This is a genomic window from Actinosynnema pretiosum (genome assembly GCF_002354875.1).
In the GTDB taxonomy this organism is placed as follows: Bacteria; Actinomycetota; Actinomycetes; order Mycobacteriales; family Pseudonocardiaceae; genus Actinosynnema; species Actinosynnema auranticum.
Genome location: NZ_CP023445.1, coordinates 3644634 through 3667469, shown reverse-complemented (window position 1 = coordinate 3667469; position 22836 = coordinate 3644634). Strand labels below are relative to the sequence as shown.

Genomic DNA, 22836 nt, shown 5'->3' with positions numbered 1-22836 from the left:
GCACCACTTCCGCGCAGCGGCGTTAAGGATTTCGCAAGACCCCGTGAATGTCTATGTCCGAGGGTGCCTCCACAACGGGGACAAGCACCACGGGGGGAGAACCAGTGCACTTCAGACGCAAGATCGCCACCGCGTTCAGCGCGCTCCTGCTGACCGCGAGCACCGCGCTCGGCGGGGCCGTCGCCCACGCCGACCCGAGCGCGCGGGAGCAGGTCGGAGCGCCGTCGTCGGCCGCGGCGCTGCCGGACCTCGGACCGCAGATCACCAGGGCCGAGGTCCTCGCCCGCGCGCAGCGGTGGGTGGACCAGAGGGTGCCCTACAGCCAGGACCAGGCCAAGGCCGTCGACGACGGCGATGGGCACAAGTACCGCCCGGACTGCTCCGGGTACGTGTCGATGGCCTGGCACCTGCCGAAGAAGTCGGACGGCTGGGACCTCAACACCGGCGACCTGGCCGCGTGGGGCGGGAAGACCTTCCTCAGCAGCTACGACGAGCTCAAGCCGGGCGACGCGCTGCTCAGCAGCGGGCACGTCGTGCTGTTCGACAAGTGGGCCGACGCCGGGCGCACCGAGATGTGGATCTACCAGGAGCGGACCTGGGGCGACGTGGCGCAGCACGTGAAGCGGTCGCGCTCGGGCTACGCGTCCGACGGGTTCCGCGCGCTGCGGTACCTCAACATCGTCGACAGCACGCCGGTCGCGAACGGGGAGACCCAGGTCCGGGGCGACTTCACCGGGGACGGCAAGGACGACCTGGTGATGCTCTACGACTACGGCAACGCCCGCACGGCGGCGTTCGTCGCGCGCTCGACGGGGACCAAGTTCGACTGGCCCGCCTACTGGTGGGACTCCGGCAACGGGACCTGGGAAGCGGGGCGCACCAAGCTGTCGGTCGGGGACGTGGACGACGACGGCAAGGACGACCTCGTCCTGCTCTACGACTACCCCGGCGCCCGGACCGCGGCGTTCGTGGCCCGCTCCACCGGGACGTCCTTCGAGTGGCCCGTGTCGTGGTGGGACTCGGGGGCGGGCGTGTGGGAGGCGGGGCGGAGCCGCCCGGTGGTCGGTGACGTGACCGGGGACGGCAAGGCCGACCTGGTGGTGCTCTACGACTACGGCAACGCCCGCACGGCCGCGTTCGTCGCCCGCTCGACCGGCGCCAAGTTCGACTGGCCCGCCTACTGGTGGGACTCCGGGAACGGGGTGTGGGAGGCCGGGCGCACCAAGCTGTCGGTCGGCGACACCACCGGCGACGGCAAGGCCGACCTGGTGATGCTCTACGACTACGGCAACGCCCGGACGGCGGCGTTCGTCGCGCGGTCGACGGGGACCAAGTTCGACTGGCCCGCCTACTGGTGGGACTCCGGCAACGGGACCTGGGAAGCGGGGCGCAGCAAGTTGTCGGTCGGCGACACGACCGGCGACGGCAAGGCCGACGTGGTGATCCTCTACGACTACCCCGGCGCCCGCACCGCCGCGTTCGTGGCCCGCTCGACCGGCACGTCCTTCGACTGGCCCGCCTACTGGTGGGACTCGGGGGCGGGCGTGTGGGAGGCCGGGCGCACCAAGCTCGTCCTCGGCGACCACACCGGCGACGGCCTGGTCGACGCCACCCTGCTCTACGGCTACCCCGGCGACCGGACCACCGCGTTCGTCGCCCGCTCGACCGGCACGGCCCTGGTGTGGCCGCTGTCGTGGTGGGACTCGGGCGCGGGCGTGTGGGAGTGGGGGCGCTCGCGGATCGCCTGACGCTCATCACAGGGGGGCGGACCGGCGCGTGCCGGTCCGCCCCTTCCCGCGCGGCCGGGGCCACCGGTCAGCGGGGGTCGCCGAACCAGTGGCGCAGCGCCGCGCCGAGGGTGCGGGCGTCGTCGTGACGGCCTGCGGTCCAGCACGTGTAGCCGTCGGGGCGGATGAGCACCGGCGTGACCGCGGTCCCCTCCCCCGCCCGGTCCACCCGGTCCCCCCAGGGGGCTGCCACGTCGGCGAACCGGGTGGTCGGGTCGAGCAGGAGGCCGCGTCCGGAGCGGAGCAGTTCGTGCGAGCGGACCGGGCCGAGGTCGTGGTCCGGGGCGGGGAGGCCGACCAGCGGGTCGGCGCCTGCGTTCGGCATCGGGTAGCGGATCCCCGTGCCCGACAGCACGTCGTCCAGGTGGTGCTGCACCTGCGGCAGGTGCGCCAGGTCGGTGAACAGGTCCCTGGCGGCGATCAGGTCCGGGTCGGCCGCGCCCTCCTGGTCCATGAGCAGGCTCTGCGCCTGGACGTTGCGCAGCACGGCGGCGCCGACCGGGTGGCGTTCGGCGTGGTAGGTGTCGAGCAGGTGCTCCGGGGCCCAGCCGTGCACGGCGCCGGCCAGCTTCCAGCCCAGGTTGACCGCGTCGCCGATGCCGGTGTTCATGCCCTGCGCGCCGATCGGCAGGTGCGCGTGGGCGGCGTCGCCCGCCAGGAGCACGCGGCCGTGGCGGTAGTTCTCGACCTGCCGGGCGGCGTTGGTGATGCGCCTGGCGTAGCGCAGGTCGAGCAGGCGGACCCGGTCGCCGAAGACGGCGCGCAGGCCGTCGCGGATCTCGTCCTCGGTGACGGGGCGCTCGCGCGGCAGGGAACGGCCGGGGCCGCCGAACGAGAGCCGGTGCAGCGGCCGTTCCCGCTGGTCGACGCCCAGCGGGAACACCGACGCCCAGTTGCCGTCGGCGCCCCTGGTGTGGGTGCTGGTGCTGTCGTGGCCCGCCAGCCGGACGTCGGCGGCGACGACGGTGCGCGTGCCGGGACGACCGGGGAACCCGACGGCCAGCAGGGAGCGCACGGTGCTGTGGGCGCCGTCGGCGGCGACCAGGTAGCGGCAGCGCACAGCGGCGCCGCCCGCGAAGGTGGCGGTGACGGACTCCCCGTCCTGGGCGAGGGCGGTCAGCTCGTGCTCGCGCCGGACGTGCACGCCGCGCTCGGCGAGGTGCTGCTCCAGGACGCCCTCGACCACCACCTGCGGGATCGAGCGCCACGGGTGGCGGCGCCGTGCCCCGGTGAGCGGGAGCGCGACGCCCGCGAAGTGGGGGGCGCCGGTCGGGTGGTCACCGGTGGCCAGCAGCGGCTCCAGCAGGCCGCGCTGGTCGAAGACCTCCAGCACGCGGGACTGCACGCCGCCCGCCTTCGACAGGGCGCTGCGCCGCGCCAGCCTGTCGACCAGCAGCACGGGCGCTCCGGCCAGCCGCAGCTCCCCCGCCAGCGCCATGCCGGTCGGACCGGCTCCCACGACGAGCACGTCGACGTCCACGGGTTCTCCCTCAGCGAGTGGGTCAGGACCGGGCAACGCTGCGCGCGTCACGCCGTTCAGACCACAAGCGGGAGCAGGAGTGCCGGTATCCGACGCCGAGTAGGCTTCCAGCGGTGGAATCCGACGCCCTGGACCGGCAGCTCGCGCACGCCCTGCAGGTCGACGGCCGGGCCCCGTTCAGCGCGATCGCCGAGGTGCTCGGCGTCTCCGACCGCACCGTCGCCCGCCGGTACGCCCGGTTGCGCTCGACCGGGGCGCTGCGGGTGGTCGGCGGGGTGGACCCGACCGCGCTGGGCGCGGTGACGTGGTTCCTGCGGGTGCGCTGCGCGCCCGCCGCCGCGCTCCCGGTCGCCGAGGCGCTGGCCCGGCGCGCCGACACGTCCTGGGTGAGCATCGCCTCCGGGGGCGCGGAGATCACCTGCGCGGTGCGCGCCGAGAGCGCGGCCGACAGCGAGTCCCTGCTGCTGGCCAGGCTCCCCCGCACCCCGCGCGTGGAGGGGGTGAGCGCGCACTCGGTGCTGCACGCCTTCTGCGGCGGCCCGGACAGCCTGATCGCCAAGCTCGGGGCGCTGGACGAGGCGCAGGTCGAGCGGTTGCGACCGGCCCCGGCGCCGCGCCGGACCGGGGTGGTGCGGCTGGACGACGGGGATCGCAGGCTGCTGGCCGCGCTCGCCGAGGACGGGCGGACCGGGGTCGAGCGGTTGGCCGGGGTGACCGGCTGGTCGGCGACGACGGTGCGGCGGCGGATGCGCGAGCTGCGCGGGCACGGGGTGCTGCACCTGGACGTCGACGTGGGCGCCGCGCTGCTCGGGGGCGGCGCGCGGACGCTGCTGTGGCTCTCGGTCGCCCCCGCGCGCCTGGAGGAGGCCGGGACGGCGCTGGCCCGGCACCCGGAGATCGCGTTCGCGGCGGCCACCACCGGGCCCGCGAACCTCTGCGCGACCGCGGTGTGCGCGGACCAGCGCGCGCTGTACCGGTACCTGACGACCGGGGTCGCCGCGCTGCCCGCCGTGGCGCACGTCGAGACCGCGCCGGTGATCAAGACCGTGAAGCAGGTGGGCAGGCGGCTGTGACGCCGTGCCGCCGTCGGCGGGCGCACCGACGGCGGCAGGACGGGAACCCTTGGCTCAGAACGAGTTGCCGAACGCGCTCGACAGGTGCTCGCGCGCGTCGCGCAGCGCCCCGTCGATGACGCGGGCCGCCTGCCGGGCCTGCTCCGGCTCGTGGGCGGCCTGCACCTGGAGCCGGAAGCGGGAGGCGCCGGTCGGGGTCACCGGGAACTCCACCATGAACGCCAGCACGCCCCGGTCGAACAGCAGCCGGTTCACCGTCCTGGCCAGCTTCTCGTTGCCGATCAGGACCGGCACGATCGGGCTCGGCGAGCCCATGCACGTCAGGCCGCGCGCGGTCAGCTCGTCGCGCAGGGCGTGGATCGCGGCGAACAGGCGGCCCCGCAGTGCCTCGCCCTCGTCGGTCCGGACGATCTGCGCCGCCTTGAGCACCACCGCCGTCTGCATGGGTGACAGGGCGTTGGAGAAGAAGTGCGACCCGGCGAACATCTTCACGTACTGCTTGACCGCCGGGGACTTCGCGGCCACGAAACCACCGTTGGAGGCGAAGGTCTTGGAGAACGCGCCCATGACCAGGTCGACCTCGCCGAGCATCTTCTGCATCCCCAGCACACCGGTGCCGCCGGGCCCCATCGAGCCCAGGTCGTGCGCCACGTCCACGAGCAGGATCGCGTCGTGCTCGCGGCAGACCTGTTGCAGGGCGACGACGTCCGGCCAGTCGGCGTCCACCGAGAACAGGCCGTCGGTGATGACCATGATGCCGTTGTGGGTGTCGGTGGCGCGGATGCGGGCCAGGTGGGAGCGCACGGACTCGACGTCCAGGTGCGCGTAGCGGGTGATGTTCCTCGTCGCCGCGCGCGCCCCGGACTGGAGGCAGGAGTGGGCGAGGCGGTCGATGAGGACGTGGTCCTCCTGGCGCACCAGCCCGGTGACCGTGCCGAAGCCCGCCGACCAGCCGTTGGAGAACAGGGTGACGTGCTCCAGCCCCACCAGCTCGCCGAGGACGGCCTCCAGCTCGTCGGAGATGCGGGTGTTGCCCAGCACCATGGGCGACCCGGCGCTGTGCGGGCCGAAGTCGCGCATCGCCCGGACCGCCGCCTCCCGGATCTCCGGGTGGGCGTTGAACGACAGGTAGTCCTGGGAGTTGAAGTTGATGCCCTGCGCGGGTTTGCTCAGGTCGTTGGTGATCGTCGCGATCCCGCCGGGCGCGGCCTCCAGGACGCGGGAGTACTGCCAGGTCTCGGTGCGCCTGCGCGCCTCCACCCAGCCGTGGAACTCCTCGGTGCGGTGCAGCAGGTTGGCGCCGACGGGGCGGAAGAAGTCGTAGGCGTTCTTGTCGAGCGCGTAGTCCTCGTCGGGGTCGATCGCGGGCGCGGCGGTGGTCGCGGGCTCCCACATCGGCTCCAGGTCCGCGCGGACCGCCGGGTAGTCCTCGGCGAAGAAGCGGGCCGCCCGGTCGGCGGGGAGCGCGTCCAGCTCCTCCAGGTCCTCCCAGGGGATGTGGGACGCCCAGTTGCGCATCATGTCCGACACCTCGCGCGCCGCCGCGGCGACGGACTTGGCGGCGGTGGTCGGGTCGGCGTCGGCGGTGTCGGCGGCGGTGAGGATCGCGGCGACGAGCTCGCCGTCCTCCCGCTGGTGGGCCGCGGTCCCGGTCATCGGCTCGCCTCCGCTTCCGCGCGCTGGAACGGGTTCCGCTGGTGCTCGCGGTAGGCGGCCTCGAAGTCGGTGAACGCCTCGTGGCCGCGCGAGGACTCCTTGGCGGTGTCGTTGAGCAGGAACACGTTGGAGGGGTCGAAGAACTCCGAGACCGGGGCGACGTCGACGTGGGTGGCGATGAAGCGGTCGATCTCGGTCTGGTTGCCGCGCAGGATCGCGAACAGCTGGAGCTCGTCGTGCCGCAGCGGCTTCATCTCCGCGAGCGTGCACACGTAGTCGTAGTAGGCGGCGGCGGTCTGGCTGCGGCGCTTGGCCGCGTACCCGGCCATGGCGGTGTCCCGGTCGGTCTCGCCGCCCAGCCACCGGCCGACCGCCTCGGCCGCGAGCTCCGCGTCGCGCAGGGCGTGGGTGATGCCGAGCGCGGTGCACTGGTCCTTGAACGACTCGGCGTCGCCCACCAGCAGCCAGCCGGGGCCGTGCAGCCGCCGCAGGAACGCGGCCTGGTCGAGCGTGCCGTAGAAGCGCTCCTCGCGGCGCGCGCCCGCCACGGTGGCCGCGACCTGCTCGCTGATCAGCCCGAGCGCGCGGTGGTAGTTGCCCTCGACGTCGGTCCGGAACCGCGCGGCCCACTCGCTCGGCCCCCAGGTGAGCACCATGGTGCGGCCGTCGTTGGTGGAGGCCATGGCCATGCCGAGCCTGCCGCGCCGGTGGATCTGCGCCTCGGCGTCGGGGATGCCGCTGAAGTAGCTCCAGTAGGCGAAGGTGCAGCGGGGGCGCTCGTCGAACTTCTCCAGCCCGAGGGCGCGCGCGACGAACGAGTTGCGCCCGTCCGCGCCGATCACGACCTGCGCGCGCTCCTCCGAGCCGTCCCGGCCCCGGATGCCGACGACGGTCCCGTCCTCGTCGCGCAGCAGCTCGGTGACGGTGTGCCCCTCGCGGAACTCCACGCCCGCCCGGACCGCGTTGTCCACCAGGATCTTGTCCAACACGTGCCTGCGGACCGAGAAGTACTCCTGGGTGATGCCGCTGTCGTCGTCGTGCAGGAGGCGGAACTGGTTGCGCAGCAGCTCCTCGGGCACGCTGCCGCGCAGGGCGATCCCGTCGTTGACGACGGTGACCGAGGTGTGGGCGGGCGTCACCTCCCGCACCCGGTCCAGCACCCCCAGCCGGTTCAGGTACGAGGCGCCGTGCGGCCAGACGAAGTGCGTGGACAGCACGTCGCTGGGGAACCGGGAGCGGTCGACGACCAGGACCCGCAGACCGCGCCTGGCCAGGTGCGTCCCGACCGCGGCTCCGGCACAGCGACCACCTATTACAATGGCGTTGTACATGCGGGCAACCCAACCGCAGGTGAAAAACCCTGTACAGGACCGTTTGGCCGGTAGCTCCGCGTTTCCGAAGTGGCGGCGGAGCACTTCGGAAAACGCGGCCGGACCGGGTACCGCCTGCGGTTTCGGAGGTGAGCCGTGGTTGATTTCGCACGAAGAGCGGCAGTTTTTGTTGAGATATGCGCATTCACCTGGAAATCGTGTCCGCGGAACAGCGGGTGATCACACCGGGGACCGGTCAGGCGGGGACGCGCAGGGTCCACCGCTGGTCGGCCTGACCGCCGCAGGACCACAGGACGAGCTTGCCGCCGTTGGCGGTGTCGCCGCCCGCGACGCCCAGGCACAGGCCGGACTGGACCCCGGTGATCGTGCCGTCGGCGTTGGCGGTCCACTGCTGGTTGGTGTCGCCGTGGCAGTCCCAGAGCACGACCTGCGTGCCGTTGGCCGTGCCGCGGCCGGAGGCGTCCAGGCACTTGGTCCCGTTGACGAGCTGCCTGGCGGGGTTGAGCGCCCACGACTGGTTCGGCTGGCCGTGGCAGTCCCACAGCTGGAGCTGCGTGCCGTTGGCGGCGGTCGACCCCGGCACGTCGACGCAGCGGCCCGAGGCGGTGTTGACCAGCTGCCCGCCCGGCGAGCCGCCGGGCTCACCGATGCTGCCGGGGATGGCGCGCAGCGCGTTGTGCCAGGTCGCGGCCATCTTGTCGTAGCCGCCCGCCGTGGGGTGGACGCCGTCGATCAGGTCGGCGGTCGTGAGCGCGGAGCGCATGTCGACCAGGTGCACGCGCTTGCCCGCGTCGGCCTTGCCGCGCACGATGCCGGGGATGGCGGCGTTGAAGGTCCGCGCGGCGGCGTCCTGGCCCGCGTTGGCGATCGGGATGATCGTCGCGACGAGCACGTCGGCGTTCGGCGCGGTCGACGTGATGCGGTCGATCAGCGCCGACAGGCGGGAGGGCGCGCCTGCGACGTTCCAGTTCTGGAGGACGTCGTTGGTGCCGATGTGCAGCAGCACGGAGCGCGGGTTGGTGTTGCGCAGCCAGGTGACGACGTTGGCGTCGATCTGGTCGATGCGCCAGCCGGGGTGCCCCTGGTGGTCGTGGTCCCCGAGCGAGGCGGGCCCGTTGAACTGGGAGCCGACGAAGTCGACCCGGTGCCCACCGGAGACGAACCGCTGCCACAGGCCGATCCGGTAGCCGCCGGGCACCTGGGTGCCCTCGGTGATGGAGTCGCCCAGCGGCATGACCCGCGTCCCGCCGTTGGACTCGGCGGAGGCGGGGGCGGCGGGCAGCAGCGCGGCGACGAGCAGGGCCGCGGCGCAGGCGGCGAGTCGGCGGAGGGGGGATCTCATGCGGCTCTCCTCTGGGGGGGCGGAGTGTTTTCCACGCGTGCCGAAGCGCCGACCGGAGTCGCGGGGAGGGCATTGTGGCGCTCAGATTTGGGAGCGCTCCCAGAACTAATCGGGAGCGAGTCTGCTTTCATTTCTCGTTGACAGAACCGAAACTTTCCCTGTTCGGCACCGTAACCGCCGTCCGGGAAGGGCGTCAACACCGGGACCCGTTCAGCGGAACGGCTAAAAACACCCGCTTCCTTTAGCGCCGCTCCCCGCGGACGCCCCCGGTCGGCGCTCACCCGTTGCGCACGAGCCTCCAGCGGTTGTCCGGGGTTCCGTTGTCCGAGTCCTGGACGGCAGGCGCGCCCTGGGCGGCGGAGTTGTTCTCGATCGCCAGGAGCTTGCCGCTGTGGGCGTTGCGGATGCGGTGGGTGCCGTCGCCGTTGTCGAGCAGGGTCCACCTGTGGTCGGCGGTCCCCGTGTCGCCCCACTGCAGGACGCGGGCGCCGTCGGCGGTCGACATGTTCTCCACGCCCAGCACCTTGCCGCTGTGGGCGTTGCGGAAGCGCACGTGGGAGCCGTCCGGGACGAGTTCCCAGTTGTGGTCCGCGGTTCCGGTGTCGCCCCACTGCAGGGCAGGCGCGCCGTCGGCGGTGGACATGTCGCGGACGCCCAGGACCAGGCCGCTGGAGGCGTTGACCAGCCTGTGGGTGGTCGTGCCGCCGCCGGTGCTCCAGTAGACGGAGTAGTTGAAGCCGTGGGCGTCGTGGAACGGGCCGAGGGTGACCGTCGAGCCGCCGGAGCGGGCGGTGAAGGCGAGCGCGGACGTGCTGGTGCGGGTGATCGAGGCGACGTCGAGCGCGGGCAGCGCGGACAGGGCGGTGTTGCCGAAGTCGCCCGCCAGGACCACCGGGCCGTAGGTGACCGCGACGACGTTCGGGTTGTCGGGCGCGGGGGCGGTGGTCACGCGCATGGGCAGGCGGAGGGTGACGGTGTCGCCCGAGGTCCAGGATCGGGTCAGGGAGGCGTAGGAACCCGGTGCGGCGGTGACGTTCTGGGGCGCGCCGTTGACCGCGATCGTCGCGCCCGAGGTCCACGCGGGGATGCGCAGGCGCATGGTCCACGAGCCGCTCGCGCCGCCGGTCACGGTGAGCGAGGTGGTGTCGCCCACCGGGTAGGTGGTGCTCTGGGTGACCGTGATGCCGCGCTCCGACCAGGTCAGGACGGACGGGGTGTAGAGGTTGACGGTCAGCGTCGTGCCGTCGCGGAAGTAGATCGAGTCGGCGAGCTTGGTGTTGGTCTCGATGCCGGTGCCCTGGCAGCACCAGAACGTGCTGTAGTCGGTGCTCCACGTGCCGCCGCCCCACGCCGGGCCGGTGCGGCCCCTGCGGTGGCCGGGGTTGAGGCCGGTGAAGTAGCAGGTGTGGCCGTGGGCGTCGGCCGGGTTCTGCTGGCCGATCAGGTGGTTGAGCAGGGCGCGCTCGTAGAAGTCGAAGTAGGCGGCCTTGCTCGGCTCCAGCAGCCACAGCTCGCGGGTCAGCTTGAGCATGTTGTAGGTGTTGCACGCCTCGGCCGTGTCGGTGGCCAGGTGCGCGGCGATGGCGTTGGGGGCGCGGAAGTGCTCGGCCTGGCTGTTGCCGCCGATCACGTAGGTGTGCGCGGCGACGGTGATGTTCCAGGCGTTGGTGGCGATGTCGCGGTAGCGGGTCGTGCCGGTGGCCTTGTACTCGCGGGCCGCGCCGATCCACTTGGGGACCTGGGTGTTGGCGTGCAGGCCGTTGAGGCGGTCCTGGTTCGCGGCCAGGGGGTCGAAGACGGCGGCGTGGTCGAAGCGCTGGGCCGCGGTCAGCCAGCGGGCGTCGCCGGTCTGCTGGTGCAGGTCGGCAAGGACGGCGTTCATGCCGCCGAACTCGGTGGCCAGGACGCGCTGCATGGTCGCCTGCGACAGGCGGGCGGTGCGCCAGTCGACCCAGCCCGCGAAGCGCAGGAGCACGTCGCGCGCCTGGGTGCTGCCGAGGTGCCGCCAGACGTCCAGCAGGCCCGCCAGGGTCTTGTGCAGGGCGTAGTAGGAGACAGCCTTGGGGGTGCCGGCCTCCAGGGCGTCGAGGTCCGACTCGGGGAAGCCGGAGAGGTAACCGGCGGTGAAGCCCGCGGCGGGGTTGTTGGCCTGGCACTTGGCCAGCTCGGCGACCAGGTAGTTGGCGCGGTCGCGGGAGGTGGTGTCGCCGAGCACGGCCCACGCCTGCGCCCAGGCGGTGAGGAAGTGGCCCTGGCTGTGGGTGCGGAACGGGAAGTCCGGGGCCTCCCACCCGGCCAGCGGCGCGGCGCCCGCCGTGGACAGGCGGTGGTTGGCGCGGAAGTTGTAGAGCAGCCGGTCGGGGTCCACGAAGCGCAGGTAGGCCAGCGCGCGGTTCTGGTTGTCCATCCAGCGGCCGGGGGTCAGCCGGACCTGGCCCAGGTCGAACGCGGAGGCCGCCGCGCCGATGTCCGGGCGGGCGGGCGGCACGGACGCGGCCCGCGCGGCGGCCTGGGTGAGACCGGGGACGGCGGTGGCCGCGACGGCGACGCCTGCGGCCTGGAACAGGGTGCGCCTGCTCAGCGGTGAGGGCACGGGTGGACCTCCTGCGATCACGGGGTGGTCGGGGTGGCGCGGGTGGTCCGCGCAGGGGTGCAGCCGCCTGTTACCGCTAACACGAATGGCGGCGGTTCAGCGCGCACGCGCCGGGCGGGACAGGGGGTGGGAGAGGGCGGTGTCAGCCGCGCTCGGTGATCACCCTGGGAGCCCGAGTCGGGGCCTCGGGCGCGGAAGTGCTGACCGGCGGCGCGTCGGAGCACGTGAAACCATGCCTCGCCTCCTTGCGAGCAGGATTCATGGGGCTCTTCGCCGGTGCCGGGCCAGCGAAACGGGAGCGTTCCCAGACCGACCGTAGCGCAGGTCTTTCACACCCGACAAGACCGTTGAGCGACCACGCCAGCGCTGTTAGCGTTAACAGCTTCGGGCCACCACCGGCGTGCCGGCGGGGGCCACCGACCGAGGAGGGGCAACGATGCCTGTTCGCTCGCGCAGACGATTAACGACCCTGCTCCTGGCCGTGCTCACCGCGTTGACCGCCGTGACCGCCCCCACCGCGCACCCCCCGGCGCAGGCCGCCCCCGGAAGCCCCGCGCTGACCCCGCCGCTGGGCTGGAACAGCTGGAACAGCTTCGGCTGCGGCATCACCGAGGGCCAGGTGCGCCAGGCCGCCGACGCGATGGCGTCCTCCGGGATGCGGGACGCGGGCTACCGGTACGTGGTCGTGGACGACTGCTGGTTCGACCCGCAGCGCGACAGCGCGGGCAACCTGCGCAACCACCCGACGAAGTTCCCCTCCGGCATGAAGGCGCTGGGCGACTACATCCACGGCAAGGGCCTGAAGTTCGGCATCTACCAGGCCCCCAACGAGAAGACCTGCGCCCAGGGCACCGGCGCGCACCCCGGCGCCACCGGCAGCAAGGGCCACGAGGCGCAGGACGCCCGCTCGTTCGCGTCCTGGGGCGTGGACTACCTCAAGTACGACTGGTGCTCCGGCGCGGGAACCCGCGACGAGCAGGTCGCCCGGTTCTCGGTCATGCGCGACGCGCTGCGCGCCACCGGCCGCCCGATCGTCTACAGCATCAACCCCAACAGCTTCCACGCCATCACCGGCGACAAGTACGACTGGGGCGACGTCGCGGACCTGTGGCGCACCACCGAGGACCTGCTGGACGTGTGGCAGAACGGCAACACCAACAGCTACCCGATGGGCGTGGGCAACGTCCTGGACGTCACCGCGCCGCTGGCCGCGCAGACCGGTCCCGGCAACTGGAACGACCCCGACATGCTCGTCGTCGGCAGGCCGGGGCTCACCCTGACCGAGTCCCGCGCGCACTTCGCGCTGTGGGCGCTGATGGCCGCGCCGCTCATGGCGGGCAACGACATCCGCACCATGTCCCCCGAGATCAGCGCGGTCCTGCGCAACCCCGGCCTGATCGCGGTCAACCAGGACCCGCTGGGCGCGGGCGGTCGCCGGGTGCGCGACGACGGCGCCACCGAGGTGTTCGCCAAGCCGCTGTCCGACGGGTCGGTCGCGGTCGGGCTGGTCAACCGGGGCGGCGGCGCCACCACCGTCGCCACCACGGCCGCGCAGATCGGCTTGTCCGGCAGCGGGTTCACCCTCACCGACCTGTGGACCGGCGGCACCTCCACCAGCTCGGGCGCGATCTCGGCGACCGTGCCCGCGCACGGCGTCGCCGCCTTCCGCGTCTCCGGCGGGACCCCGCTGGCCGCCACCACCTCGCGGCTGCGCGGGACGGCCTCGGGCCGCTGCCTCGACGTGGACAACGCCTCCACGGCGGCGGGCGCGACGGTGCTGGTCTGGGACTGCCACACCGCCGCCAACCAGCTCTGGACGACCTGGGCGGGCGGCGAGGTGCGGGTGTTCGGCGACAAGTGCCTGGACGCCTACGAGCAGGGCACGGCCAACGGCACGCGCGTGGTGATCTGGCCGTGCAACGGGCAGGACAACCAGCGGTGGGTCGTCGGCTCGGACGGCTCGGTGCGCAACGCGCGCGCCGGGCTGTGCCTGGACGTCGACGGCGCGGGCACGGCGAACGGCACGCGGTTGGTGCTGTGGACGTGCAACGGGCAGGGCAACCAGCGGTGGTCCCGGACCTGACCGACCGCCCCGTCGGGGGTGCGCAGGCCGCGCGCCCCCGACGGGGACCAGGGTTCGGCCTATCGAGTGAACCTGCCCGCGCACGCGCGGCGATAGCATCTCCACACCGGACCTCCCCACCTCCGCGCACCACCGAGAACGGGAGAAACCGTTGAACCGCAAGCACGTTCTCCGCACCCTCGCCGGCGCGACCGCCACGGCGGGCGCGCTGGCCACCCTGGCCGTCGTCGCGCCCGCGGTCGCCTCCGCCCGCTGCGGTGGGACGAGCGAGATCCGCAGCACGCTGGTCGTCGACGGCGCCGTGCTGCTCGCCGAGCGGCCGGTTCCCGGCACCTGCAACGGGAACGGGTACTACCAGGGGCAGGTGCAGAGCAAGGTCGACGGCTGGCGGCCCTCGGTGTGGGTGCACGACGGGACGTCGTGGACCGGGCACTTCGGCGACTACGACGGGACCTCGGCGGGCTACTCCTACACCGACCAGGACTCGACCAGCCGGATGCACTTCTGCTTGGACTGGAAGGGGATCGCGGTCTACTGCGGGTGGGGGACCGAGTGGTCCCGGAACGACGCCGGGATCTACTACCACGGCGACTACGGGGTGAACCACGGGTTCTGAGCAAGCTCAGGGCACGTAGTAGGTCATCAGGTCCGCCCGCACCGGCGGGAACAGCGCCGCCGCCAGCTCCGCGCGCGGGCCGGGGTAGGCGTCCGGGTGGCGCTCGGCCAGACCGGTGATGCCGTGCGGCCCGAACAGCAGCGCGGGCACCAGGTCCGGGGCCACGCCCGAACCGCCCACCTCGGCCGGGCCCTGCATGACGCCGCCGCGCACGACCCGGTCGACCACGCCGTCGCGGAAGGGCAGGCGGACGTGCGAGGAGAAGAACGACACGACCGCCTCCCCATCGCTGAACCCGGCCGCCGCCAGCCGCCGCGACAGCACGGGGCGCAGGCGCTCCAGCAGCGCCGCCGCGTCGGGCACGCGGGCGTAGTAGCTCTGCGCCCGCGCGTCGGCGGGCGCCAGGAACCCCTCCAGGGCGCGCCCCGCGACCGCGCCCGGCCGTTCCACGACCTGCGTCACGCCGGTCAGCGCGGCCAGCGCGTGCGCGGCCTCGGGGGTGGTCGCGGCGGCCTCGACCAGCACGCCGTCCGCCACCCGGCCCACCGCGACCGGCTCCCCCGCCAGCTCGACCACCCACTGCGCGCTCGACGCGTGCTCCAGCAGCCACCGCCAGCGCGCGGGCGGGTGCGGCATCCGCAGGTCGGCCCGCGCCAGCTCGGCGGCGTGCAGCTGGCCCAGCAGGTCGACGTCGGCCGGGGTCGCCGGGCGCAGCACGTGCCCGCCGGGGTCGGGCGCGCCGGTGAGCGCCCTGGTCGCCGGGATCGGGATGGCGTAGGAGTAGCCGAACCGGCGGTAGAAGTAGGGGATGCCGATCATGACCTGCGCGAGGTGGCCGCGCGCCGCCGAGCGCTCGTGCGCCCAGGACATGAGCCTGCGCACCAGCCCGCGCCCCTCGTGCCCCCGCGCGGTGGCGACCAGCTCGACCTGACCGGTCGGGATCACCACGTCGTCCAGGACCAGGGTCTCGTCCAGCAGGGTCGCCGTGGACACGACCCGGTCACCGTCGACGACGACCGCGCAGGAGCCCGCATCGGGGTCGCGCGCGACCAGGCGGAAGTCCACCGCGTCCTCCGGGTCGCCCCGGTCGGCGAGCAGCTCGGCGATCTGGTCGACGTCCTCCGGGCGGGCGGGGCGCAGCAGCATCAGCGCAGTGTGCCGGGGTGGCGGCGGTGCGGGCGAGCGGTTTTCCAGGGGGGTGCGGGTCGAGGTCAGGGGGGTGCGGGCCGAAGTTCGGTGCGCGCGGGGCGGTTCACCGGGTTGCGATCGTTGGTTACACTGGGTTCGCAGGCGAGAGGCGCTGCGACGGGTCCACCACCCGCCACGCTCGTCTGCCCTTCACACCCCAAGGGCGCCTTCCTGAAGAGGAAGGTCAGCCATGTCGCGTGCGACTCCAGGCAGGTTGTTCACCAGCGAGTCGGTGACCGAGGGGCATCCGGACAAGATCTGCGACGCGATCAGCGACTCGATCCTGGACGCGCTGCTGGCCAAGGACCCCACCTCGCGGGTGGCGGTGGAGACGCTGGTGACCACCGGTCAGGTGCACGTCGCGGGCGAGGTGACGACCGAGGCGTACGTGGACATCCCGTCGATCGTGCGGGAGAAGATCCTGGAGATCGGCTACGACTCCTCGGCGAAGGGGTTCGACGGTCACTCGTGCGGGGTGAACGTGGCGATCGGGGCGCAGTCCCCGGACATCGCGCAGGGCGTGGACACCGCCTACGAGCAGCGGGTCGGTGACGCCGGTGACGACATCGACCAGCAGGGCGCGGGCGACCAGGGCCTGATGTTCGGCTACGCGTGCACGGACACGCCGGAGCTGATGCCGCTGCCGATCGCGCTGGCGCACCGGCTCTCGCGCCGGTTGACGGCGGTGCGCAAGGACGGCTCGGTGCCGTACCTGCGCCCGGACGGCAAGACCCAGGTGACCATCGAGTACGCCGGTGACCAGCCGGTGCGCCTGGACACCGTGGTGGTGTCCACGCAGCACGCGGACGGCATCGACCTGGAGCAGCTGCTCGGCGTCGACGTGCGCGAGTACGTCCTCACGCCCGAGATCGAGGGCCTGGGGCTCGACACCTCCGACGTGCGGCTGCTGGTCAACCCCACCGGCAGGTTCGTCCTGGGCGGTCCGATGGGCGACGCCGGCCTGACCGGTCGCAAGATCATCGTGGACACCTACGGCGGCATGGCGCGGCACGGTGGTGGGGCGTTCTCGGGCAAGGACCCGTCGAAGGTCGACCGCTCGGCGGCGTACGCGATGCGGTGGGTGGCCAAGAACGCCGTCGCCGCGGGTCTGGCGACCCGCATCGAGGTGCAGGTGGCCTACGCGATCGGCAAAGCCGCCCCGGTGGGTCTGTTCGTGGAGACCTTCGGCACCGAGACGGTGGACCCGAGCAAGATCCAGCAGGCCATCACCGAGGTGTTCGACCTGCGCCCGGCCGCGATCATCCGCGACCTCGACCTGCTGCGCCCGATCTACGCCCCCACCGCCGCGTACGGCCACTTCGGCCGCACCGACGTGGAACTTCCGTGGGAGGACATCTCCCGCGCTGACGACCTCCGCGCCGCCGCAGGCGCGTGACCCCCTTGACGAGTAGGAGCTTTCCGTTGTCCCCCAGCACGATCCCGGCCCTGGCTCAGACCCGAAACGGTATCGACTTCGCCGTGGCCGATCTGTCCCTGGCCGACTTCGGGCGCAAGGAGATCCGGCTCGCCGAGCACGAGATGCCCGGTCTGATGGCGCTGCGCCGCGAGTACTCCGAGGTGTACCCCCTCAAGGGCGCCCGGATCTCCGGGTCGCTGCACATGACCGTGCAGACCGCCGTGCTCATCGAGACCCTCGTCGCGCTCGGCGCGGAGGTCCGCTGGGCCTCCTGCAACATCTTCTCCACCCAGGACCACGCCGCCGCCGCCGTCGTGGTCGGCCCGCACGGCACCGTCGAGGAGCCAGGGGGCGTGCCGGTGTTCGCCTGGAAGGGCGAGTCGCTGGCCGAGTACTGGTGGACGGCGGAGTCGATGCTGACCTGGCCGGACGGTCAGGGCCCGAACATGATCCTGGACGACGGCGGCGACGCCACCCTGCTGGTGCACAAGGGCGCGCAGTACGAGAGGGCCGGCGTCGTGCCCGCGGCCTCCGAGGACGACTCCGAGGAGTGGACCCTGGTCCTGGAGACGCTGCGCAACTCCCTGGCCAAGGACGCGGGGAAGTGGACGAAGATCGCCGAGGGCATCCGCGGGGTGACCGAGGAGACCACGACCGGTGTCATGCGCCTGTACCAGCTGGCCGCCGCGGGTGAGCTGCTGTTCCCGGCGATCAACGTCAACGACGCCGTGACGAAGTCGAAGTTCGACAACCGCTACGGCATCCGCCACTCCCTCATCGACGGGATCAACCGGGGCACGGACGTGCTCATGGGTGGCAAGGTCGCGGTGATCTGCGGGTACGGGGACGTGGGCAAGGGCGCGGCGGAGTCGCTGCGCGGGCAGGGCGCGCGGATCGTGGTGACGGAGATCGACCCGATCTGCGCGTTGCAGGCGGTGATGGACGGCTACGACGTGCAGACCCTGGAGTCGGCGCTGCCCAAGGCCGACATCGTGATCACGACCACGGGCAACAAGGACGTGGTGCGCGTCGAGCACATGGCGGCGATGAAGCACCAGGCGATCGTGGGCAACATCGGGCACTTCGACAACGAGATCGACATGGCCGGGCTGGCCCGGTTCCCCGGTGTGCGCAGGATCAACATCAAGCCGCAGGTCGATGAGTGGGTGTTCCCGGACGGGCACTCGATCCTGGTGCTCTCGGAAGGGCGGTTGCTGAACCTGGGCAACGCGACCGGTCACCCGAGCTTCGTGATGTCCAACTCCTTCTCCAACCAGGTGATCGCGCAGATCGAGCTGTTCGGCAAGCACACCGAGTACGACCGCGAGGTCTACCGGCTGCCCAAGAAGCTCGACGAGAAGGTCGCCCGCATCCACCTCGAAGCACTCGGCGGGGAGCTGACCACGCTCTCCAAGGACCAGGCCGAGTACATCGACGTCGACGTGGACGGTCCTTACAAGCCGGAGCACTACCGCTACTGATCGCGGCGGTCGCGACCGCAGCAGACTGAGGAAGGCCGTGTTCCCCGGACGTCCGGGGAACACGGCCCGACGCCCGTCGCACCTGATCCCCCTGCTCGCGGGCCTGGTGGGCGCAGGCGTCCTGCTGGGGTCCGCCCCCGCCCTCGCGGCCGGCTACGACCCCGCCGAGAGCCGCGAGCTCCTCGGCGCGGGCGCGCACGTCGACGCGGCACCTCCGGCGAGGTCGGCGGTCACACCCGCGCCACCTGGTCGTTCACCGCCAAGGGCACCTACGACACCGAGGCCGAGCACTACCACTGGTACCTGAAGAAGCGCGGCGAGTCGGCGTACGCGTGGATCCCCGAGTCGCGCCTTGCCGACCAGGAGCTGCCGATCACGGCCGGCCTGGACGGCGCCCACGTCACGGCGCGGCTGTTCAACGCCGACCACTCGGTGCTGTCCGAGTCGGAACCGCTGGAGCTGAAGGTGGCAGGCGGCGCCGCGGCGGCTGCGGAACTGGCCTCGGACAAGGACTCCTACCGCGCCGGTGAGACCGCGACGTTCACGCTGTCCGGTGTGAACGGTGCGACGGGCGTCGAGTGGTCGGCGCGCAGCAACGGGGAGAACGACTTCCGGCCGATCGAGGGCGCGAGCGGCACGACCCTGAGCAGGGCTCTCGACCGGGGCTGGGACGGCAGCCAGGTCAGGGCCGTGGTCCGGGACGCGGGCGGCGCGGTGCTCGCCGAGGCGGACGTCCCGCTGGTGCGCGTGCGGGAACCCGAGTCCGCACCCGAGGCCGCGGCGGAGTCCGGGGGCGTGCCCACCGGGTACCTCGTCGGCGGCGCGGTGCTGCTGGTCGTCGTGATCGCCGGGATCGGGCTGGCCGTGCGCGGTCGGCGCACCCCCGAGGCGTGAGCGGTCTCCTCCGCGTCCTCCTCGTGGCGCTCCTGCTCGGCGTCGCGACCGCTCCCCCGGCTTCGGCGGCGGCGCTGGAGATCCGGGACGGGCACGTGGACATCGGGCCCGCGCTGGTGGACGGCGCGTGGCAGGTCCGGCTGGGGGACGACTCGACCAGCCCCCCCGCCTACGCCTTCCTCGGCGAGGCGGGCGGGACCGTGCACCTGATGCCGCAGACCCGCAGGTCCGGGGTGCTGTGGATCGGCTGGAGCACCCGGCACGAGAGCGTGCTCGCGCGGCGCCCGGAGGCGATCTCCGTGTCGCTGCACGACGTCGAGGGTCCGGGACGGGGGCGCTGGCGGCGGCTTTCCTGCTCAAGCGCCGCCGGTGACGCCGGTGGACCAGCGGGCGAGCAGGTCGGCGTCGAGCACCCGGTCGAACACCGACAGGCCGATGCCGATCAGCGGGGCGTCCTCGTCCGAGCGGGCGGCCACGACCACCGGCGGCGACTCGCGGTGCACGGCCATCAGACCCGCCAGCACGGCCCGCTCGAAGCTCTCGGCGCAGGCGTCCCGCACCGACGCGGCGAGCCCGCCGAGGGTGACCAGGTCGGGGTCGAGCGCGTTGACCAGCCCGGCGATCCCGCGCCCCAGGTCGGCGGCCAGTCCGGCGCGGGCGCGCGACGCCGGTCCCCGGTCGGCGTAGAAGTCGCGCAGCCAGGCGCGCGGGTCACCGGTCACGGTCAGGCCCGCGCGCCGGGCGACCGCGCCCGCCTCGAAACCGGCGCTCCAGCAGCCCCGCGCGCCGCACGGGCACTCGACGCCGGGATCGCCGAGCGGCAGGTGCCCGAACTCGCCGTGCAGCCCTCGGGCGCTGGGCGCGGGCACGCCGTCGACCAGGAGCGCGCCGCCGATGCCGACCTCCACCACCACGTGCAGCAGGGTGCGCGGGCGCGGGGTGTGCAGGCGGGCCTCGGCGACGGCGGCGGCCGTGGCGTCGTTGCCGAGCACGGCGGGCAGGCCGGGCGGGGCGATCCGGTCGACCGGCACGTCCCGCAGGCCGAGCACGGTCGTCGGCAGCCGGTCGTCCGCCACCGGGCCGGGGACCGCCACGCCGATCCCGACGACGCGGTCGCCCAGCCGCTCGGCGAGGTCGGTGATCCGCGCGCGGAGCCCGGTGAGCAGCGCCTCGGGGTCCGCGCCGTCGCGCCCGCCGCCCGCCACGACCTCCACCGCCCCCGCGAGGTCGCAGACGCCGATCCGCCAGTCGCCGTGCCGCAGGTCCACGACCAGGGCGACCGGGCCGGACGGGTGGGCGCGGACGGTGGTCGTCGGCCTGCCCGGACCCGCGGACGGGGCGCGGCGCTCATCGACCAACCGGGCGCGCGCGAGGCGTTTGACCAGGTCGGAGGTGGGCCCGCTGGCCAGGCCGAGGTGCTTGCCCAGCCGGGTCCTGGTGACGTCGGGCTCGCGCCGGAGCAGCGCGAGCGCGTCCGAGGCCGAGCGCCAGTGCCGTGCCTGGGCGGATGTCATGGCTCACGAATATACTCGCTCAACGATTTTATCGGGTTACCGTGTGCCCGTGGAGACGAACCCGATGACGGCGGCGCCCTGCGCGGCGCTGCTGTTCGACTGCGACGGCGTGCTCGTGGACTCCGAGGCGAGCGTGACGGGCGCGTGGACCCGGTGGGCGCGCGAGCTGGGGCTGGACCCGGACGCGGTGATGGCCACCGTGCACGGCAGGCGGGCGGTCGACACCGTGGCGCTGCACGTGGAGCCCGCGCGGCGGGCCGAGGCGGCGGCGATGATCGACGCGTTCGAGCTGGCCGAGGTGCGCGCCACCACCGCGATCCCCGGCGCGGCGGAGCTGCTCGCGTCGCTGCCCCCGGACCGCTGGGCCACCGTCACCTCCGGCAAGCGCGACCTGGCCACCGCCCGCCTGCGCGCCGCCGGGCTGCCGGTGCCGCGCGCGCTCGTGACCGCAGGCGACGTCAGCAGCGGCAAGCCGCACCCGGAGGGCTACCTGGCCGGGGCGCGGCTGCTCGGGGTGCCCGCGTCGCGGTGCGCGGTGTTCGAGGACGTGCCGGTGGGCGTGCGCGCCGGGCGGTCGGCGGGCGCAGGCGTCGTGGTCGGGGTGGGCGGCCGGGAGTTCGGCGCGGACCGGCCGGACGTGGTGGTGCCCGACCTGCGCGCCGTCCGCTGGACCGGCGAGGGCCTCGAACTGGCGGCCGGGATCGGCTAGCCCGCCCGAGCCCTCGCCGGTCCGGCGGACGGCGTTGAGGGTGACCAGGACCTCGGCGCTCTCGTGGACGAGCACGACGGCGGCCAGGCCCAGCGCGCCGACGCCGACCCTGCCCAGCTCCTCGAGCGCCGCGCCGCCCTTGACCAGCGCGCCCTGCCCGCTGGCCGCGCCGACGACGGCCACCGGGGTCAACGGCACCGAGATCACCAGCGCGCACGGTGAGGCCGCCACCAGCACCGTGATCGCGGGCACGAGCGGCTTCGCGCCCCGGTCGGCCAGGCGCTGCCCGACGCCCTTGCGCTCCTGGGCCTGCTCGACGACGTGCGCGATCCGGGCCGGCGAGGAATCCGCCGCACAGGGTGTCCGCCGCCGCCTCGCGGGGTCACGCGGCCCGCGGCACGCGTCCGACATCCCTCACGCCTCAAAGGCGGCGCGCTCGCCCAGCACCGCGGTGACCAGCGCACGGCCGCGCGCGGTGAGCGGGTGCATGACCAAGCGCCCGTCGCGCCGACCGGCGACCAGGCCCGCGACGCGCAACTGCCGCAGGTGGTGCGAGACGAGGTTCTGCGCCTGGCCCACCACCCGCGCCAGGTCGCAGGCGTCGCGCTCGTCGGTCACATCAACGAACTAACAGGTATCGACAGGAACGGGCAGCCGCGCCCCTCGCCGTCCTGGTGGGCGTCCCGGCGCCGCACGGGTCGCCGCGCGCGAGCACCGGCTACCGCCCCGCCCCCACCTCCACCCCCGAGCGCGCCCGGACCGGCCTGCGGCTGAGCAGGATCCCGCCGATCACCACCGCGCCGCCCGCGACCGTGTTCCACCCCACCGGCTCCGCCAGCAGCAGCGCGCCCAGCGCCGTCGACCACAGCGGCGTGACGTACGTGACCGTCGACGCCACCGTCGGCCCCGCCTCGCGGATCAGGTCGAAGTTGAGCACGTACGCGTACCCGGTGCCCACCGCGCCCAGCACCACCAGTGCCAGCACCACCGGCGCACCCGGCAGCACGAGCGAGTCGGACAGCAGCGGCGCCGCCACGAGCAGCTGGAGCGTCGCGCAGGTGATCTGCGCCGCCGACAGCGCGCTCGCCCGGTGCGGCCCGCCGGTCAGGAACCGCCGGGTGTACGCGAACCCCGCGCCGTAGCAGGACGTCGCGGCCACGCAGGCCAGCCCGCCGACCAGCACGTCCCCCTCCAGCCCCCGCCACGCGCCCAGCAGCACCAGCACCCCCGCGAACCCCAGCAGCAGCCCCGCCAGCCTGGTCCACGTCACCCGCTCCCCCGGCGCCACCAGCAGCGCGAACGCCAGCGTCGCCAGCGGCGTGGTGGCGTTCAGCGCCCCGGCCAGCACCGAGTCCACCTTGGACTCGCCGAACGCCACCAGGGTGAACGGCACCGCGTTGAGCAGCACCGCGACCACGGCCGCGTGCCCCCACGTGCGCGCGTCGCGCGGGACGTCGGCGCGCTGCGCCAGGCAGATCAGCCACAGCGCCAGCGCCCCGAACAGGCAGCGCAGCAGCGCCACCTGCACCGGCGGCACGCCCGCGTCCACCGCGACCTTGATCAACGCGAAGCTGCTGCCCCAGATCGCGGACAGCAGCACGAACTTCCCGGTGGTCCCCACGCCGACGAGCATCACCCCGTGCCCCATCATGAGTCCAACAAGTGCCCGCCC

General features: G+C 73.4%; 17 protein-coding genes and 1 pseudogene. 8 read left to right on the top strand and 10 right to left on the bottom strand.

Features of this window, described 5'->3' with window-relative positions:
- Positions 1-104 precede the first annotated feature (104 nt).
- Positions 105-1748 carry an FG-GAP repeat domain-containing protein gene (locus CNX65_RS15770; RefSeq protein WP_157767675.1) on the top strand — a complete coding sequence of 548 codons (1644 nt, stop codon included), beginning with the start codon at positions 105-107 and terminating at the stop codon, positions 1746-1748.
- A 67-nt stretch (positions 1749-1815) separates the two neighbouring features.
- Here the strand turns inward: CNX65_RS15770 and CNX65_RS15765 are convergent, their stop codons facing one another.
- Positions 1816-3267 (bottom strand): FAD-dependent monooxygenase, encoded by a 1452-nt coding sequence (locus CNX65_RS15765; protein WP_096493844.1) that lies wholly within the window; start codon positions 3265-3267, stop codon positions 1816-1818.
- Positions 3268-3380: 113 nt separating this feature from the next.
- On the opposite strand from CNX65_RS15765, the gene CNX65_RS15760 reads away from it, so the two are divergent.
- Positions 3381-4340 carry an Lrp/AsnC family transcriptional regulator gene (locus CNX65_RS15760; protein ID WP_096493842.1) on the top strand — a complete coding sequence of 320 codons (960 nt, stop codon included), beginning with the start codon at positions 3381-3383 and terminating at the stop codon, positions 4338-4340.
- 54 nt (positions 4341-4394) lie between these two features.
- Here CNX65_RS15760 and CNX65_RS15755 read toward each other — a convergent pair whose 3' ends face one another.
- The 4 genes from CNX65_RS15755 to CNX65_RS15740 form a co-directional block, all read right to left on the bottom strand.
- Positions 4395-5996, bottom strand: a complete 1602-nt coding sequence (locus CNX65_RS15755; RefSeq protein ID WP_096493840.1) for an aminotransferase class I/II-fold pyridoxal phosphate-dependent enzyme — start codon at positions 5994-5996, stop codon at positions 4395-4397.
- The gene (locus CNX65_RS15750; RefSeq protein WP_096493838.1) at positions 5993-7327 is read right to left on the bottom strand and encodes an NAD(P)/FAD-dependent oxidoreductase; all 1335 of its coding nucleotides are present in this window, start codon (positions 7325-7327) and stop codon (positions 5993-5995) included. The genes CNX65_RS15755 and CNX65_RS15750 overlap by 4 nt, the downstream gene beginning before the upstream one ends.
- A 235-nt stretch (positions 7328-7562) precedes the next feature.
- Positions 7563-8669, bottom strand: a complete 1107-nt coding sequence (locus CNX65_RS15745; RefSeq protein WP_096493836.1) for a ricin-type beta-trefoil lectin domain protein — start codon at positions 8667-8669, stop codon at positions 7563-7565.
- A 277-nt stretch (positions 8670-8946) separates the two neighbouring features.
- Positions 8947-11262, bottom strand: coding sequence for a beta-L-arabinofuranosidase domain-containing protein (locus CNX65_RS15740; RefSeq protein WP_096493834.1), 2316 nt, complete (start codon positions 11260-11262; stop codon positions 8947-8949).
- A gap of 436 nt (positions 11263-11698) precedes the next feature.
- Here CNX65_RS15740 and CNX65_RS15735 point away from each other — a divergent pair, with 436 nt between their 5' ends.
- Positions 11699-13345: a glycoside hydrolase family 27 protein gene (locus CNX65_RS15735; RefSeq protein ID WP_096493832.1), complete on the top strand. Its 1647-nt coding sequence runs from the start codon at positions 11699-11701 to the stop codon at positions 13343-13345.
- 151 nt (positions 13346-13496) lie between these two features.
- Positions 13497-13961, top strand: coding sequence for a hypothetical protein (locus CNX65_RS15730; RefSeq protein ID WP_096493831.1), 465 nt, complete (start codon positions 13497-13499; stop codon positions 13959-13961).
- Between the two features lie 6 nt (positions 13962-13967).
- Here the strand turns inward: CNX65_RS15730 and CNX65_RS15725 are convergent, their stop codons facing one another.
- The gene (locus CNX65_RS15725; RefSeq protein WP_096493829.1) at positions 13968-15107 is read right to left on the bottom strand and encodes a GNAT family N-acetyltransferase; all 1140 of its coding nucleotides are present in this window, start codon (positions 15105-15107) and stop codon (positions 13968-13970) included.
- Positions 15108-15339: 232 nt separating this feature from the next.
- Between CNX65_RS15725 and metK the strand changes: the two genes are divergently transcribed.
- The 3 genes from metK to CNX65_RS15710 all read left to right on the top strand — a co-directional run bounded on the left by metK (position 15340) and on the right by CNX65_RS15710 (position 18941).
- Positions 15340-16545: a methionine adenosyltransferase gene (metK, locus tag CNX65_RS15720; RefSeq protein ID WP_157767674.1), complete on the top strand. Its 1206-nt coding sequence runs from the start codon at positions 15340-15342 to the stop codon at positions 16543-16545.
- Between the two features lie 26 nt (positions 16546-16571).
- A complete protein-coding gene (gene ahcY, locus CNX65_RS15715; RefSeq protein ID WP_096493825.1) occupies positions 16572-18047 on the top strand; it encodes an adenosylhomocysteinase in 1476 nt (491 codons plus the stop codon).
- Positions 18048-18479: 432 nt separating this feature from the next.
- Complete coding sequence (locus CNX65_RS15710) at positions 18480-18941, top strand: hypothetical protein (RefSeq protein ID WP_177154665.1); 462 nt, start codon at positions 18480-18482, stop codon at positions 18939-18941.
- Between the two features lie 356 nt (positions 18942-19297).
- Here the strand turns inward: CNX65_RS15710 and CNX65_RS15705 are convergent, their stop codons facing one another.
- Positions 19298-20455 carry an ROK family transcriptional regulator gene (locus tag CNX65_RS15705; protein WP_096493823.1) on the bottom strand — a complete coding sequence of 386 codons (1158 nt, stop codon included), beginning with the start codon at positions 20453-20455 and terminating at the stop codon, positions 19298-19300.
- Positions 20456-20504: 49 nt separating this feature from the next.
- Here CNX65_RS15705 and CNX65_RS15700 point away from each other — a divergent pair, with 49 nt between their 5' ends.
- The gene (locus CNX65_RS15700; protein WP_232519853.1) at positions 20505-21164 is read left to right on the top strand and encodes an HAD-IA family hydrolase; all 660 of its coding nucleotides are present in this window, start codon (positions 20505-20507) and stop codon (positions 21162-21164) included.
- Between the two features lie 48 nt (positions 21165-21212).
- Here CNX65_RS15700 and CNX65_RS37035 read toward each other — a convergent pair.
- The 3 genes and pseudogenes from CNX65_RS37035 to CNX65_RS15685 form a co-directional block, all read right to left on the bottom strand.
- Positions 21213-21527: pseudogene (locus CNX65_RS37035) on the bottom strand (cadmium-transporting ATPase); the annotation flags it as partial.
- Positions 21528-21578: 51 nt separating this feature from the next.
- Positions 21579-21782 (bottom strand): helix-turn-helix domain-containing protein, encoded by a 204-nt coding sequence (locus CNX65_RS15690; protein WP_373565547.1) that lies wholly within the window; start codon positions 21780-21782, stop codon positions 21579-21581.
- 100 nt (positions 21783-21882) lie between these two features.
- Positions 21883-22812, bottom strand: a complete 930-nt coding sequence (locus tag CNX65_RS15685; RefSeq protein WP_096497804.1) for a DMT family transporter — start codon at positions 22810-22812, stop codon at positions 21883-21885.
- Positions 22813-22836: the final 24 nt, after the last annotated feature.